General features: G+C 67.3%; 12 protein-coding genes. 9 read left to right on the forward strand and 3 right to left on the reverse strand.

Going from position 1 to position 15291, the window contains the following annotated elements:
• Positions 1–26: 26 nt before the first annotated feature.
• A complete protein-coding gene (locus ABLE91_RS13580) occupies positions 27–875 on the reverse strand; it encodes a fumarylacetoacetate hydrolase family protein (protein ID WP_348931384.1) in 849 nt (282 codons plus the stop codon).
• 110 nt (positions 876–985) lie between these two features.
• Between ABLE91_RS13580 and ABLE91_RS13585 the strand changes: the two genes are divergently transcribed.
• The 5 genes from ABLE91_RS13585 (at position 986) to ABLE91_RS13605 (ending at position 5735) form a co-directional block, all read left to right on the forward strand.
• Positions 986–1579: a LysE family translocator gene (locus tag ABLE91_RS13585; protein ID WP_348931386.1), complete on the forward strand. Its 594-nt coding sequence runs from the start codon at positions 986–988 to the stop codon at positions 1577–1579.
• Between the two features lie 94 nt (positions 1580–1673).
• Positions 1674–2495: a UDP-2,3-diacylglucosamine diphosphatase gene (locus ABLE91_RS13590; protein WP_348931388.1), complete on the forward strand. Its 822-nt coding sequence runs from the start codon at positions 1674–1676 to the stop codon at positions 2493–2495.
• A complete protein-coding gene (locus ABLE91_RS13595) occupies positions 2495–3562 on the forward strand; it encodes a glycosyltransferase family 4 protein (RefSeq protein ID WP_348931390.1) in 1068 nt (355 codons plus the stop codon). The genes ABLE91_RS13590 and ABLE91_RS13595 overlap by 1 nt, the downstream gene beginning before the upstream one ends.
• Positions 3559–4545: a threonine/serine dehydratase family protein gene (locus ABLE91_RS13600; RefSeq protein ID WP_348931393.1), complete on the forward strand. Its 987-nt coding sequence runs from the start codon at positions 3559–3561 to the stop codon at positions 4543–4545. Before ABLE91_RS13595 ends, ABLE91_RS13600 begins: the two co-directional genes overlap by 4 nt.
• A gap of 11 nt (positions 4546–4556) precedes the next feature.
• On the forward strand, positions 4557–5735 hold the full coding sequence (locus ABLE91_RS13605; RefSeq protein WP_348931395.1) for an MFS transporter: 1179 nt from the start codon (positions 4557–4559) through the stop codon (positions 5733–5735).
• Here ABLE91_RS13605 and dgcA read toward each other — a convergent pair.
• Positions 5687–6664, reverse strand: a complete 978-nt coding sequence (gene dgcA, locus ABLE91_RS13610; protein ID WP_348931397.1) for an N-acetyl-D-Glu racemase DgcA — start codon at positions 6662–6664, stop codon at positions 5687–5689. The two genes, ABLE91_RS13605 and dgcA, sit on opposite strands and share 49 nt — an antisense overlap.
• A gap of 144 nt (positions 6665–6808) precedes the next feature.
• Between dgcA and ABLE91_RS13615 the strand changes: the two genes are divergently transcribed.
• The 4 genes from ABLE91_RS13615 (at position 6809) to ABLE91_RS13630 (ending at position 10321) form a co-directional block, all read left to right on the forward strand.
• The gene (locus ABLE91_RS13615) at positions 6809–7936 is read left to right on the forward strand and encodes an MlaE family lipid ABC transporter permease subunit (RefSeq protein ID WP_510181945.1); all 1128 of its coding nucleotides are present in this window, start codon (positions 6809–6811) and stop codon (positions 7934–7936) included.
• Positions 7937–7970: 34 nt separating this feature from the next.
• Positions 7971–8753: an ABC transporter ATP-binding protein gene (locus ABLE91_RS13620; protein ID WP_348931398.1), complete on the forward strand. Its 783-nt coding sequence runs from the start codon at positions 7971–7973 to the stop codon at positions 8751–8753.
• A gap of 14 nt (positions 8754–8767) precedes the next feature.
• On the forward strand, positions 8768–9688 hold the full coding sequence (locus tag ABLE91_RS13625; protein WP_348931400.1) for an MlaD family protein: 921 nt from the start codon (positions 8768–8770) through the stop codon (positions 9686–9688).
• Between the two features lie 63 nt (positions 9689–9751).
• Complete coding sequence (locus tag ABLE91_RS13630) at positions 9752–10321, forward strand: ABC-type transport auxiliary lipoprotein family protein (protein ID WP_348931402.1); 570 nt, start codon at positions 9752–9754, stop codon at positions 10319–10321.
• A gap of 169 nt (positions 10322–10490) precedes the next feature.
• Here the strand turns inward: ABLE91_RS13630 and ABLE91_RS13635 are convergent, their stop codons facing one another.
• Positions 10491–15161 carry an apolipoprotein A-IV repeat region-like domain-containing protein gene (locus tag ABLE91_RS13635; RefSeq protein ID WP_348931405.1) on the reverse strand — a complete coding sequence of 1557 codons (4671 nt, stop codon included), beginning with the start codon at positions 15159–15161 and terminating at the stop codon, positions 10491–10493.
• Positions 15162–15291: the final 130 nt, after the last annotated feature.

Genomic DNA, 15291 nt, shown 5'->3' on the forward strand with positions numbered 1-15291 from the left:
CTTTTTCTTTTCGGGTAAGGGAAAGATCAGAGCTTGAAGGGGACGACGGTCTGCGTCTGCACCCCGAGGCCTTCGATGCCGACCCGCATCACGTCACCGGCCTTCAGATAGCGCGGCGGCTTCATGCCGAGGCCGACGCCGGGCGGCGTGCCGGTGGTGATGAGGTCGCCGGGGTCCAGGACCATGAACTGGCTGATATAGGACACCAGATTGGCGACGCCGAAGATCATGGTCTTGGTGGAGCCGTTCTGCACCTTCTCCCCATTCACCTCCAGCCACATGGACAGGCTCGACGTGTCGGGCATCTCGTCCTGGGTGAGGAGCCAGGGGCCGATGGGGCCGAAGGTTTCGTTGCCCTTGCCCTTGGTCCACTGCCCTGAGCGCTCGATCTGGAAGTTGCGCTCGGAGATGTCGTTGCAGATGGCGTAGCCCGCCACATGCTTCAGCGCGTCCGCCTCGTCCACATAGCGGGCGCGGGCGCCGATGACGATCAGCAGCTCCACTTCCCAGTCGAGCTTGGTGGAGCCGCGCGGGATCATCACGTCATCGTCGGGGCCGACGACACAATTGGGCGCCTTGTTGAACAGCACCGGCTCGGTTGGGATGGGGTTGTTGGTCTCGGCCGCGTGGTCCGCATAATTGAGGCCGACGGCGACGAAATTGCCGGGCCGCGCCACGCAGGAGCCGAGGCGCACGCCAGCAGGCGCCTGGGGCAGGGAGGAAGGATCCACCGCGCGGATGCGGGCGAGGCCCTCGGGGGTCAGAACATCGCCGGCAATGTCGGGGACGATTCCGGAAAGGTCGCGGATCTGGCCATTTGAATCGATTAGGCCGGGCTTTTCCTGGCCTTGGGCGCCGAAGCGGACCAGCTTCATGGGGGAACTCCCTGACTGTCGTTGAGACGGCGGACACGGCTGGCCCACCCGGTCGGCAAGCTGGCGCGGGACGCTGCTTTGGTCAATGGTCGAGGCGAGGGGGAGTGAAGATGTCGGATCGATTGGCCGCGCTGTTCCTGTTCGCGTTCGTCGCCGCGATCTCGCCGGGACCGAACAATCTGATCTCCGCCTCATCCGGCGCGCGGTTCGGATTCCTGCGCACCGTGCCCCAGATGCTTGGCGTCGCGTTCGGCTTTCCGGTGATGATCCTGGCCATGGGGCTCGGGCTTGGCGGGCTGTTCGATCTCGTGCCCGGACTGCACACGGTCCTCAAGCTCGCGGGCGCGGCCTATCTGCTCTATCTCGCCTGGTCCCTGATTCGCGCGTCCGCCCCGAGCGCCGGCCCGGACCAGTCGCGGCCGCCGGGCTTTCTTCAGTCCGTCGCCTTTCAGTGGGTAAATCCCAAGGCATGGACGGTTGCGCTGAGCGTGATTCCCGCATTCACACACTCCGGCACAGACATGCTGCCGCAAGTGCTGGTCATTGCCGCCGCGTTCGTCGTTACCACGCTGCCATCACTTGCAATCTGGGCGATATTCGGCGTCGCGATGTCGCGTGTGCTGCAGGATGATCTGCAACGCCAACGCCTTAATGTGATTCTTGCTACTTTGGTCGCGGCCAGCGTCGTCTTGCTTTTGCTGTGACGGAGACTAGGAACATCATCTTCTCGCAGTCGCGTCATAAAAGGGATACACGACTCCGGCTAATTCCGCCAGAATGCTCGGGAAGCATGGCCGCATGAAGGGACGGGACGTGAGCGACACCCCTGAACCGAGACATTTCCGCTCTTTGTTCATTTCAGACGTCCATCTGGGCACAAAGGGATCCCAAGCCGATCTCCTCCTCGATTTCCTGAAGTATCACGAGTCCGACACGCTCTATCTGGTGGGCGACATCGTCGACGGCTGGCGCCTGCGCTCATCGTGGTACTGGCCCCAGCAGCACAATGACGTGGTGCAGAAGCTTCTGCGCAAGGGGCGCAAGGGCACGAGGATCGTCTATCTGCCCGGCAACCACGACGAGTTCCTTCGGGATTATTACGGCACCCATTTCGGCGGCATCGAAGTGGTGGAGACGGTGATCCACGAGGCGGCCGACGGGAAGAAGTATCTCGTCATCCATGGCGACGTGTTCGACGTGGTGGTGCGCCATGCCAAGTGGCTCGCCTTCCTGGGCGACGGCGCCTATACGCTGGCGCTCGGCATCAACACCTATGTGAACCTCGTGCGCCGCAAGCTCGGCCTCACCTATTGGTCGCTCAGCCAATGGGCGAAGCTGAAGGTGAAGAACGCGGTCAACTATATCGGCAAGTTCGAGGAAGCGGTGGCCGACGAGGCCAAGCGCAACAAGGTGGACGGCGTCATCTGCGGCCACATCCACCACGCCATGATCCACGACCAGTTCGGCGTCCGCTACATCAATTGCGGCGATTGGGTGGAAAGCTGCACCGCGGTAGCCGAGCACGAGGACGGCCGGATGGAAATCATCTGCTGGACGCGGCGCCAACCTATGCTATCGCTGGCAGCCCCTGAGGTGGAGACCGCCCGCGCGGCTGCCTGATGCGCATTCTTGTCGCCACCGACGCGTGGCATCCCCAGATCAACGGCGTCGTGCGTTCGCTTGAGCACACGGCGCGCGAGGCCGCCCATTTGGGCGCCGAGATGGAATTCCTGACTCCTCAGCAGTTCCGCACCGTCCCGCTTCCGACCTATCAGGAAATCCGCCTGTCGCTGGCGACGCCGCGCATGATCATGCGGCGCATCGAGGCGCTGCAGCCTGATTTCGTCCATGTGGCCACCGAAGGCCCCATCGGCATCCTGGTGCGCCGGGCGTGCATCGCTTCCAAGCGCACCTTCACCACCAGCTACCACACCAAGTTCCCGGAATATCTCTCCGCCCGCGCCCCGGTGCCGGAGCGGCTGACCTATTCCTGGCTGCGCAGCTTCCACAATGCCGGCGGCGGCGTGATGGTCTCCACGGCGACGCTGGAACGCGAACTGGAATCACGCGGCTTCAAGCGGTTGATGCGCTGGTCGCGCGGGGTGGATGCCGAACTGTTCCGCCCCCGTCCCGAAGTGGATCTCGGCCTGCCGCGCCCCATCTTCACCTTTGTGGGCCGGGTGGCGGTGGAGAAGAACATTGAGGCTTTCCTCGCTCTCGATCTGCCGGGCTCCAAGGTGGTGGTGGGCGGCGGCCCGGCGCTCGCCAGCCTGAAGGAGCGCTTTCCGGACGTGCATTTCTACGGGCCGAAGGAAGGCGAGGCGCTGGCCGAGATCTATTCCGGCAGCGACGTCTTCGTTTTCCCGAGCCGCACCGACACGTTCGGCATCGTGCTGCTGGAAGCCCTTGCGAGCGGCCTGCCTGTGGCGGCCTATCCCGTGACCGGCCCCAAGGATGTGCTCGCCGAGGCCACGGAGCCCGTGGGCGTGCTGGACGAGGATCTGCGCAACGCTTGCCTCAAGGCGCTGGAACTCTCCCCCGTTGCGGCGCGCGAGTTCGCGCTGCGCCACAGCTGGCGGGAATGCGCCCGGCAGTTCGTGGACAATGTGCTGATCGCCCATGATTTCGGGCCCGTGGCGCGGCGGTTTCGCTTATTGCGGCGGGGTAGGCTAGCTTCCATCGCATGACCAGCCGCAGGACGCCTCCCACAGCCGCCGACGTCGATGCCGCCGCCGCTCGCCTCAAGGGCGTCGCCGTGCGCACGCCGCTTATCTCCTCGCCCGTGCTCGACGCGGTCACCGGCGCCCGCGTGTTCCTGAAGCCGGAAACGCTCCAGCGCACCGGCTCCTTCAAGTTCCGCGGCGCCTATAACCGCATCGTGCAGATCCCGAAGGAGCAGCGCGTTGCCGGTGTCGTTGCCTGCTCCTCCGGCAACCATGCCCAGGGCGTCGCGGCCGCCGCCAAGCTTCTCGGCCTGCCGGCGGTGATCGTGATGCCGCACGATGCTCCGGCCATGAAGCGCGAGCGCACCCTGGAATGGGGCGCCGAAGTGGTGGGTTACGACCGCCTCACGGAAGACCGCGACGCCATTTCCAACCGCATCGCGGCCGAGCGCGGCGCCATCTTCGTGCCGCCCTATGACGATCCGGACATCATGGCGGGGCAGGGCACGGTGGGCCTCGAAATCGCCGAAGACCTCGCGGCCCAGGGTCTCGCGCCCGACATCGTCAGTGCCAATGTCTCCGGCGGCGGACTGATCTCGGGCATCGCGCTGGCGGTGAAGGCGCGCTTTCCGAACGCCCGCGTGGTTGCCGCCGAGCCCGCAGGCTTCGACGATCACGGCCGCTCCTTCCGCTCCGGCCAGCGCGAGCGCAACGCGGCAGCCTCCGGCTCCTTCTGCGACGCGCTGCTGGCGCCGACCCCGGGCGTCATCACCTTCGAGGTGTCCCGCCATCTGGTGGGCGAGGGCGTGACGGCCACCGATGCCGAGGTGGCGAAGGCCATCAGCTTCGCCTTCCGTGAGCTGAAGCTGGTCGTGGAGCCCGGCGGCGCCGTGGCGCTCGCGGCTCTGCTCCACGGGCGACTCGACGCGCGGGGAAAAACCGTCGCCATCGTGCTCTCGGGCGGGAACGTCGATACCGCGACCTTCGAGGCCTGCCTTTCAGCCTGATCGGGGGCGGCATGAGCAGCGAGGTGCGCCCCGTGCGGGCGGCGTTGGCCTCGGCCTACGGAACCCTTTTCTTCTCCCTGGGCATCTACATGCCCTTCTTCCCGCTCTGGCTGACGGAGCGGGGGCTCTCGCCCCAGGAAATCGGCGCGGCCATCGCCGTCCCGCTTTTCACGCGCCTTCTGGCGACCCCGCTGCTCGGGCTCCTCTCCGACCGGCTCGGCCGGCCCAAAGCCCTTCTCGCGGCGCTGGCCCTCATCACCTGCATCCTCATGGGCGTGCTGGCCTTCTGCCACACCGTCATGGCCATCTATGTGGTGCTCGGCATTGCCGCCATGGCCTGGAACCCGAGCTTCGCGCTGCTGGATGCCTATGCCACGCGCCAGGCTCGCGCCGGCCGGGTGGATTACGGGCGCAGCCGGCTGTGGGGTTCCGCCAGCTTCGTCTTCGCCAACCTCGCGGGCGGCTTCCTGATCGCCCAGGCGGGGGCGCCGGTGGTTGTGGCGCTGATGGTGGCGGGGCAGGCGAGCTTCTTCGCCGCCATGCTTGTCCTGCCGGAACTTCCCCGTCCGCCGGTCCATGCCTCGCCGCACATGGCAATGCCGCGGGCGCGCGCCATCCTCGTGCTCGGCGTACTGGCGGCAGCCCTAGTGCAGGCGAGCCACGCGACGCTCTATGCTTTCGCCTCGGTGCATTGGGCGGCAGGGGGGCTCTCCCTCACCGCCATCGGCATGCTTTGGGCCATCGGCGTCATTTCCGAAATCGCGCTGTTCCGCTACGGCACCATCGTCGTAAAGCGGTTCGGTCCGCTGGTCCTTCTCGGCGCCGGGGGCGTGGCGGCGGCCGTGCGGTTTTCCGCGCTGAGCCTCGATCCGCCACTCTGGCTGCTGGTCCCGCTCCAGCTCCTCCACGGCGCCACCTTCGGCGCCACCTATCTGGGCCTCGTGGAACTGGTGGCCCGCTTCACGCCGGAGCATCGGGCCGGCACCGCGCAGTCCATCGCCGGCTGGACGGTGAGCCTTGCCATGTCCTGCGCGAGCTTTGCTTCGGGGCTGCTATGGGTGTCGTTCGGCAATGGCGCCTTCCTCGCCTCCGCCGGCCTCGGACTTGCGGGCGCGGCCCTGGCGGCTGCGGCCCGCTCCGTTCAGCCCCAGAGCGCAGGCGAGGGCGGAAAGACCGTCGCGCCCTCATAACGCAGGGCATTCTCGCGGTCGCGCGCCAGCAGCAGCGGCCCGTCGAGATCCACCACGCCGGCCCGCTGCGCCACCAGCAAAGCCGGCGCCATGGCGAGGGAGGAGGCCAGCATGCAGCCCACCATCAGGGTAAAGCCGGCCTCGCGTGCTTCCTCCGCCATGGCGAGCGCCTCGGTGAGACCGCCCGTCTTGTCCAGCTTGATATTCACCGCATCGTACTTGCCGATGAGGCCCCTGAGGCTGGCGCGCTCATGAACGCTTTCGTCGGCGCAGACCGGTACCGGCCGGGGAATCGCGGCGAGAGCATCGTCCGCCTTGGCGGGAAGAGGCTGCTCGATCAGTTCCACGCCCATCTCTGCGCAGGCCGCGAAGTTCTCGGCGAGGGTTTCCGCCGTCCACCCTTCATTGGCATCGACGATGAGCCGCGTGCCGGGCACCGCGGCGCGAATCGCCTTCAGGCGCGCAATATCGTCCTCTCCGCCGAGCTTCAGCTTCAGCAGCGGCCAGCCGGAGGCGCGCGCAGCCTCGGCCATGGCCTCGGCCGTATCGAGGCTCAGCGTGAAGGCGGTGACGAGCGGCCGCAGCTCCGGCAGTCCCGCTTCGCGATAGGCCGGAATGCCCGACCTTTTCGCATCCAGGTCCCAGAAGGCACAATCGAGGGCGTTTCTTGCCGCTCCGGCAGGCAGGCGCTGCTGGAGCGCCGCCCGGTCGAGCCCGCCTTCAACCTCTGCGGCAAGCCCGCGCAGGAGATCGGCGACGCCGTCCGGCGTCTCGCCATAGCGACCATAGGGAACGCATTCGCCCCGTCCGACATTGGTCCCATCGCGAATCTCGGCAACCACGACCACCGCTTCGGTCTTGGACCCGCGGGAAATCGTGAAGGTGCCGGCAATGGGAAAGCGCTCGATGCGCACTTGAAGCGAGGTCATTCAATAAACATGTGGCAGGATTGAAGGAATCGGGCGGGTGCGCGGCTGCAGCGGGCAATTTTCCACCCTCGACGCCATTTGGCTGCCCGAGTATGACCATTGGATGGCTCGCGCTCAAGCGAGCGCTTCGTACCGGAGTCGCACGTGGCGTCAGCCTCGCTTCTCGATGTCAGCCTCTCTGGCGATGAATTGAAGGCGGTCGGCCACGGCACTTGGACGTCGGACCGCGCCGACGAACTGGAGCATCTGGTCGCCGAGGCGACGCGGACCCACGCGCAGCCCGCCCATGCGCACATCGATCTCAGCGGCGTCGACCGCATGGATACGTTCGGCGCGCTGCTGCTGGAGCGCCTGCGCCGCGCCTGGACGCGGGATGGCGTCGAGCCCCGCGTGGTGGGCCTGAAGCGGCGCTACAGCGTGCTGATCCAGGAGATGAGCCGCACCGGCCGCGAGGCGCATCCGGCGGTTCGCCCCCACGAGGCGATGGTCGAGCGGCTCGGGCACAACGTCGTCAACATTGCGCACGATGCCCACTCGCTGCTGAACTTCGTCGGCGCGACAGTGGCGGCGGCCCTGCGCACCATGGCCCAGCCGCGGACGTTCCGCTTCACCTCCACGGTCAACCAGATCGACCGGGTCGGCCTGCGCGCGGTGCCGATCATCGTTCTCATCACCTTCCTCATCGGCTGCATCCTCGCCCAGCAGGGCATCTTCCACTTCCGCCGATTCGGCGCGGACATCTATGTGGTGGACATGGTCGGCGTGCTGGTGCTGCGCGAGCTCGGCGTGCTCATCGTCTCCATCATGATCGCCGGCCGCTCGGGCAGCGCCTACACCGCCGAGCTCGGCTCCATGCGCATGCGCGAAGAGGTGGACGCGCTCCGGGTGATGGGCTTCGACCCGGTGGAGATCCTGGTCATCCCCCGCCTCCTGGCGCTGGTGATCGCGTTGCCACTCCTCACCTTCATCGGCTCCATGTCGGCGCTGGTGGGCGGCGGGCTGGTCGCCTGGCTCTATGGCGGCATCACGCCCGGCGTCTTCATGGACCGCCTGAAGGACGCCATATCCATCGACCATTTCATGGTCGGCATGATCAAGGCGCCCTTCATGGCGGCCGTCATCGGCATCGTCGCCTGCATGGAGGGGCTGCGGGTCGGCGGCAGTGCTGAATCCCTCGGCCAGCACACCACGGCCTCGGTGGTGAAGGCGATCTTCCTCGTCATCGTGATGGACGGGCTGTTCGCCATGTTCTTCGCCTCCATCGACATGTGAGGCGACGATGGAACTGCGCAATTCAAGCGGCGAGATGAGAGAAGACAACGGGAAGGGCGAACCCATCATCAGCGTGCGGGACATCGTCGTGGGGTTCGGCGACCGCATCATTCTCGACCATCTCAGCCTCGACATCATGCGAGGCGAGATTCTTGGCTTCGTCGGCACATCAGGTGGCGGCAAGTCGGTCCTGACCCGCACCATTCTCGGATTGGTGCCGAAGATCTCCGGCAAAGTTGAGGTATTCGGCCAGGACCTCGACACGCTCAACGAGGAGCAGCGCTCCGCCCTCGAGCGCCGCTGGGGCGTGCTGTTCCAGCAGGGCGCGCTGTTCTCCTCGCTCACTGTGAAGCAGAACATTCAGTTTCCGCTGCGCGAGAATCTGAAGCTCTCCCAGAAGCTCATGGACGACATCGCCTACGCGAAGATCGAGATGGTCGGCCTGAAGTGCGATGCGGGGGAGAAGCTTCCCTCGGAACTCTCCGGCGGCATGATCAAGCGCGCCTCGCTCGCCCGCGCTTTGGCGCTGGACCCCGAAATCCTGTTCCTGGACGAGCCGACCTCCGGCCTCGACCCCATCGGCGCGGGCGATTTCGACGAGTTGATCCGCACGCTGCAGCAGACTTTGGGCCTGACCGTTTTCATGGTAACGCACGACCTCGATAGTCTGCACACTGTCTGCGACCGAATCGCCGCGCTCGCCGATGGAAAGGTGATCGCCCAGGGCACGATCGAGACCATGATGGAAGCAACCCATCCATGGCTCCGCGCCTATTTCCACGGTGCACGGGCCCGCGCGGTCCGGTCGGAACGGTGAGCTAGGAAGGGCGTATGGAGACCCGGGCCAATTACACATTGATCGGCGCCTTCACGCTCCTCGTGCTGGCCGCTGCGTTCGGCTTCATCTACTGGTTCATGCGGCCCTTGGATTCCGAAGGGCGCAAGCCGTTCGAGATCGTCTATTCCGGCACCGTCAGCGGACTGCGGCAGGGCAATGCCGTGACCTTCAACGGCATTCCCGTGGGTCAGGTCACGTCCCTCGGCCTCGTGCCGGGCAAGCCCAATGAAGTGCTGGTGAAAGTCGGCGTCGACGCCAACGTCCCCATCCTTTCTGATTCGCGCGCCGGCCTTGAATCGCAGGGCCTCACCGGCATCGTGATCGTCAGCATCCGGGGCGGGGAGGCGGACGCGAAGCCCTTGCCCCTCGGCCCCAACGGCGTGCCCCGCATCGAGGCGGAAGGCGGCACCGGCATCGCCAGCCTCATTTCCACCGTTCAGGACGTGGCGCGGCGGGTGAACGGCATCCTCGATGCCATCGATCCGGAGCAGGTGAAGCAGATCGTCGCCAATGTGGACGCGTTCACCAAGGCGGTGAGCGACCGCTCGGAAGACGTGTCGAGCCTCCTGAAGCGCTCCAATGAGATCGCCGCGCAGCTCCAGGAACTCGCCACCAAGGCCGATGCCGTGCTCGCCGACCTCAAGAAGGCATCGAGCGATCCGAACGGCCTGGTGGCGCAGGCGACGGATGCGGCCACCTCGGTGCGCAAGCTCGCCGACAATCTCGACACTCGTACTGCCGAGCTGACGGCACAGATCAAGCAGTTCACCGGACCCGGCCTGCGCCAATTTGAAGCGTTGGCCGCTGACGGGCGCCGGACGTTGTCCGATATCGACCGCACATTCAGGAATTTCGAACGCAATCCCCGACAATTTATATTCGGTGGTAGCTCCGTGCCGGAATATAGGCGGTGACGAATCATGGTTTGTGAGCGGGGGGATCGTCGCGTGCGCCGTCTTCAAGGAACGTCTGTGCTGATGCGTGCCGCGCCGGTGGCGCTGGCCCTCGCACTGGCGGCGTGCGCCTCCGCTCCCGTGCCGACATTCGATCTTTCGGCACCGGCCGCCTTCGCCGCGCGGGGGGGCGGGGCGGGGCAGCTCGTAGTGGTCACGCCCACCGCCCTTGCGGCGCTCGATACGGAGAAGATCCTGGTGGAGCCCTCGCCGGGGCAGATCACCTATCTGCCCGAGGCCCAATGGAGCGACCGCCTGCCGGCGCTGCTCCAGGCGCGCACCATCCAGGCGTTCGAGAACGGCAGCAAGCTGCGTCGCGTGGCGCGGCCGGGCGACGGCATCACTGCCGACTATCAGCTCAACATCGATATCCGCACCTTCGGCGTGAAGTTCACGGCCGGCGCGCCCGAGGCGGTGGTGGAGCTTTCGGTGAAGGTCATCGGCCTCGCCTCCGGCAAGATCCAGGCGGCGCAAATCTTCACCGCCCGCGTGCCGGTCCCGGCACTGAACGGGGCGGGCGTGACGGCTGCGCTCGATGCGGCATCCAACAAGGTGCTGACCGACATCGTGATCTGGTCCGCCGCGCGGTTCTGACGCCTTTCACAGGTCCTGAAATGAAGACGCCCGCCGCGGGATGCCGCGGCGGGCGTTCTTGTTCGTACTGTCCGCTCTGCGGTCACGGCTGGCCTGATCCGGCCATCTCCTCCGCTCCGCAAGAAGATCCCCGGGCCAAGCCCGGGGATGACGTTTCAGCGAGGCGGGCTCAGTCGAAATGGCCGGCCGCGTGGGCGAGCATGGTGTAGACCTTGCCCGTATCCGACGTGAGGTAGGTCTTCGTCAGCACATTGCCCCGGTCGTCCGAGCCCACCTGGTCGAGCAGGCGGTCGAACTCGGCGATGTAGCGGTCCACCGTGTCGCGGAACTCGGCATCCACCCGGTACTTACGGCGCAGCTCGTCGAACGCCTGCTGCCCCTGCATGGTGTAGAGCCGGCGGGTGAAGACGTTGCGCTCGCCGCGCTTGTAGCGCTCCCACAGCTCCACCGCCGCCTGATGGTCGATCATGCGGGCGATGTCCACCGAGAGCGAGTCCAGGGACTCGATGGTGTGGCGCGGCAGGCGGGCACGGGTGGCAGGCTCCGCACGACGCGGAGGCTCGGGCGCTGCGGGGGTCTCCGACAGCTCGCCGGACGCCCGGGCGAGCAGTTCGGAGAGCCAGCCGTCGCGGTTGCCGTCCACATCGCGGTTCGGCTGCGCCGGGCGCGCCTCACCCGAGGTGCGCTCCCGCTCGGGCGCGGCTTCCGGGCGGCGCGGCGGCAGGGAGGCCACCCGGCGGGGCGGCTCCACAGGCGCGGTGGGCGGGGTGCCGTTCTCGGCACGGGCCGGACGGGCGGGGGCGGCGCGCTCAGCCGGGCGCTCGATGGCGCGCTCGACCGGGCGTTCCACCGGACGCTCCGGCGCGCGTTCCACGGGACGCTCGATCTGCCGTTCCACATGCCGCTCGGCGACGGGGCGGGGCAGGGCCTCGCGCGTCACCATGCGGCCCGATGCGGCAGCCACGTCCACCGACTGACCCTGGCGCGCGACGATCTCGTTGAGCTCGGCGAGCGCCTTGATCTGCTCGGCGACCGCGCGGCGCATGGTGGCCGCGCTGGCTTCCGTCTCGGCAGGCAGTTCGAGGATGCCCTTCTTCATCTCCTCGCGGGCGAGTTCGATGGACTGCTGCACATCCTGCGCGGCGCCCTTGAGCTGGCGCGACACCTCGGTGAAGCGGCGGCCCGTATCCTCGAACAGGCGGTTCACCTCGCCCATGGCTTCCTTGTAGGTGCCGCGGAGCATCTCGGCCACGCGCTCGCGCTCCGCCGAGGAGGCGCTGCGCACCTGCTCGAACTGGCCTTCCAGGGCCTTGGAGGAGTTCGACGCCGATTCCACCACCGCGTTGGCAATCTCCTGCGTGCGCTTCTGGGCGGCGATGAGCGACTGCTCCAACATGCCGTGGAAGTTGCCAAGCCGGTTCTCCAGCTCCTGCGCGCGGGCGGTCAACTCGGTGCCGAGCTGGTCGAGCGCGGTCTTGCGGCCGGCGAGGGTGGCTTCCACGTGGTCGTGGGTCTGGCCGAGCGACTGCGATGCCTGGAGGACCGAGCGGCCCTGCTCCTCGAACCTCTGGGTCAGGGCGCCGATCTCGCCCAGCGCGCCGTCGGTCAGCGCCCGCAGGTTCTCCACCTCGATGCCGAGCTGGCCCACCGTGCCCGCGGCCGAGCCGTTGAGGGTACGGACATTGTCCTGCAGCGACTTCACCTGGTCGGCGAAGCCGGTCTCGAAGTGGCTCAGTGCCGCAACGATGCTGGTCATGGCCTGCTGGAAGGTGCCGTCCGCCTCGTTCAGGCGCTGGACGATGCTCTGCACGTCGCCCTTCACCGCGGTGTTGGCGGCGGAGATTTCGGCCACCGTCTTCTCGCTGGCCTCCTGCAGGGCGGCGAGGAACATGCCGTTCTTGCCGTCCAGGGTGTCGGTGATCTCCTGCAGACGCTCGGTGAGCGCGATGGAGATGGCGTCGGCCTGGCCGGTGAGGGTCTGGCCCACATTCTCGGCAAGGCCGGTGAGGGCTGCCTCCACTTGCGCCGCATCCTGGCGCAGGCGGGTAGAAACGCCCTCCACCTTGCCCGCAAGGTTCTGGGCGACCGCCGTGCCGCGCACTTCCAGGGCGGCGGAGACGCCTTCGAGGCGGTTGGTCACCAGATCCTCGATGCGGGCCACGCGGTGCTCAAGCTGGGTCGCGATGTCCTGCGCCCGGACCATGATGGCCTCGCCCGCATAGTCCGTCCGCTCGGTGAGCAGGTCGCTGACCGCCTGGACGCGACTGCTGATGGTGTCGCCGAGATAGTCGGCACGTTCGGTGAGCAGGTCGCCCACCGCCTGGACGCGGGCGTTGACGGCATCCCCGAGGGCATCGGCGCGCTCGGTAAGCAGGTCGCCCACCGCCTGCGCCCGGGCGCCGACGGTCTCGTTGAGATAGTCGGCACGCTCGGTGAGGAGGTCGCCGACCGCCTGCGCACGGGCACCGACGGCTTCGCTGAGATAATCGGCGCGCGTGGTGAGCAGGTCGCCGATGGTCTTGGCGCGCGAGCTGATGGTCTCGCCGACATAGTCGGCACGCTGCGTGAGGAGATCACCCACAGCCTGGGCGCGAGAGCCGACGGCTTCGCCGAGATAATCGGCACGCTCGGTCAGCATATCGCTGACCACCTGGGCGCGGGAACTGACCGTCTCGCCGATGTGCTCGGCACGGTCGTTGAGGAGGTCGCCGATGGCCTGGGTGCGCTGGGTGAAGAAGTCGTCCAGCGTCGCCAGCGTGTGGTCGAGGGTATCGCCGGTGGTCTGGACGCTGGCGGAGATCGCCTGCGCAAGCTGGTCGGAGCGTTGGGAGAGCGTGTCCGCGAGCTCGCGGGTCTTCACGTCGATGGACTGCTCCACGCGGGTGAGGCGGTCGTCCAGCGCCGAGGCGAAGCTGTCGGCGGTGGTGTCGAGCCGCTGGTCGAGACCGGCGAGGGTGCCCTGGAGGCTTTCATTGAGCACGTTCACCTGCAGCGACAGGCCGTCGATGAGGGCCGGGGCGTGCTGGCGCAGGGTGGAGTCGAGGGTCTCGACGCCCTGCTGCACCGCCTGGGCGATGAGCGTGCTGTCCTGGCCGATGCGCTCGGCAAGGTCGCCGCCGCGCACGGTGATGGTGTCTTCCAGCGTCTTGAGCCGCGCATTGAGCATGTCGCGGATGGCGTCGCCCTTGGTGCCGATGGTGGACAGCAGGACGTCGGCGGTCTCGCCGAAGGCCGCGGTGACGCTGTTGCCGCGCACGCCGATGGCCTCGGTCACTTCCAGGCCCACTGCGCCGAGGCGCTCGGTCATCTCGTTGCCCGCGAAGGAGAGGGCATCGGTGATCTCGTCGCCCTTCTGGACCAGGGACGCCGCGACCTCGTGGCCGCTGCGCTCCAGCGCCTCCGTGAGGCGCTCGCCGGTTTCCGCAAGGCGCTCCTGGAGCGCATCGCCGTGGATCGCGACTGCATCATGGATGCGGTTGCCTGCGATCTCGATGCGCTCGGCAAGGTCGCCGCCGTGCATGGCGAGGGTGTCGCCGACGCGGGTGCCGGTGTCCTCGATGCGGCGCACCAGGTCGCCGCCGCGATTGGAGAATTCCATCACGACGTTCTCGCCCGCATCGCGGAACGAATTGGTGATTTCGGCCGCGCGCACCGCGATATCGTCGGCAAAGCGCGCGCTGTTGGATTCGAGTGTGTCGATGATGGCGGCGCGGCTGGTGTCGACGCCGGTCGCGACTTCCTCGCTCCAGCGCGAGATCAGCACCGCCACCTCGGTGGAGGAGGAGAGCAGGCTGGCGCTCAGATCGTCGGTGCGCGACTTCATGGTGGAGGACAGCGCGTCGCCGGCGCGGATCAGGTTGTCCTCAAGGGTGCCGCCCACCGCCTGCAGGCGGTCGATCAGATCGTTGCTCTTCGCGCTCAGGTTCTCGGCGACCTGATCGCCGATGAGGGTGAGGGCGTCGGTCATGTCCTGGCCGCGCCGGCCGAGCATCTCGTTCACGCGCTCGAGGGCGCCGGTGACGTTGTCCTGCACGCGGTCGGCCACCTCGCGCACCTCGTTGGAGAGCATGCCCTCGGCATCCAGGATGCCTTCGCGCAGGCGCTCGGTGTGCACCAGGATGTTCTGCCGCTCGGCCTGCAATTCCTCAATGAGGTTGCGGATGCGGATTTCGTTGTCCTCGTAGGCGCGCTCCAGGATGGAGACCTCGTTGCGCACTACGGTCTCAAGCTCGGCGGCGCGGGCGATGGCGCGGTCGAGGCCCTCGCCCATGGCGGCCACCTCGCGGCGCACGGCCTGGCCGACCGTCACCACCGCGTCGGTGCCCAGCGATTCCGGCTGAGCGAGGCGCAGCGCCACCTCGGTCATGGACCGGCCGACGAGCTGGAGATCGCGGGAGCGGCGCACCATGGCGGCGAGGCCGAAGAAGGCGAGCGGCGGGATCAGGAGGCCGCCGATGATGGCGAGCAGGGCCGGAGAGGCGAGCAGGGCATCCATGCCGCTCAAGCCGGTGAAGGCCGCACGCTGGGTGGCGATGGCGTAGGGAAGGCCGAAGCCGATCCAGAGGATGGCGAGGCCCGCCGCCCACCAATACGGGGCAGGGGAGGAGCGCCGCTGGAGCTGGCTCAGAAGCTGGCCCACCGTCTGGCGGTCGTCATTGGCGGCGCGCCGGTCGGCGACATCCACCCGTGCGCGGCGCGGCCTTGCGTCGCGGCCCTGCGGAAAGGGCCTCTCTTCGGGCGCCGGGGGCGCCTCGGCGGAGTCCACCTGGAGCGTCAAAGCTTCCTGGATCGCCGAGAGCGCCGCTTCGGTGGGATCCTGGATCTTTCGCGGTGTCTTCATGATCGCCTCTGTGCCCCGGTGCGGCAACGCCGCACGTTTTTCCCAAAGTGTGGTCCGAACCAACCCCCGCGCGGAAAGCAGACACGATCCGGCAAGAGTTTATTTACCTTACCGCATCTTAACTTTGACC

Origin of the sequence: Aquabacter albus (genome assembly GCF_040049275.1) — a bacterium.
Lineage (GTDB): Bacteria > Pseudomonadota > Alphaproteobacteria > Rhizobiales > Xanthobacteraceae > Aquabacter.

Bases quoted from the DNA above. Each gene is read 5' to 3' on its own strand.
- ABLE91_RS13625 (WP_348931400.1), top strand. From the start codon at position 8,768: ATGGAGACCCGGGCCAATTACACATTGATCGGCGCCTTCACGCTCCTC.
- ABLE91_RS13630 (WP_348931402.1), top strand. From the start codon at position 9,752: ATGCGTGCCGCGCCGGTGGCGCTGGCCCTCGCACTGGCGGCGTGCGCC.
- ABLE91_RS13635 (WP_348931405.1), bottom strand. From the start codon at position 15,161: ATGAAGACACCGCGAAAGATCCAGGATCCCACCGAAGCGGCGCTCTCG.
- dgcA (WP_348931397.1), bottom strand. From the start codon at position 6,664: ATGACCTCGCTTCAAGTGCGCATCGAGCGCTTTCCCATTGCCGGCACC.
- ABLE91_RS13600 (WP_348931393.1), top strand. From the start codon at position 3,559: ATGACCAGCCGCAGGACGCCTCCCACAGCCGCCGACGTCGATGCCGCC.
- ABLE91_RS13590 (WP_348931388.1), top strand. From the start codon at position 1,674: ATGAAGGGACGGGACGTGAGCGACACCCCTGAACCGAGACATTTCCGC.
- ABLE91_RS13605 (WP_348931395.1), top strand. From the start codon at position 4,557: ATGAGCAGCGAGGTGCGCCCCGTGCGGGCGGCGTTGGCCTCGGCCTAC.
- ABLE91_RS13580 (WP_348931384.1), bottom strand. From the start codon at position 875: ATGAAGCTGGTCCGCTTCGGCGCCCAAGGCCAGGAAAAGCCCGGCCTA.
- ABLE91_RS13595 (WP_348931390.1), top strand. From the start codon at position 2,495: ATGCGCATTCTTGTCGCCACCGACGCGTGGCATCCCCAGATCAACGGC.
- ABLE91_RS13585 (WP_348931386.1), top strand. From the start codon at position 986: ATGTCGGATCGATTGGCCGCGCTGTTCCTGTTCGCGTTCGTCGCCGCG.
- ABLE91_RS13620 (WP_348931398.1), top strand. From the start codon at position 7,971: ATGAGAGAAGACAACGGGAAGGGCGAACCCATCATCAGCGTGCGGGAC.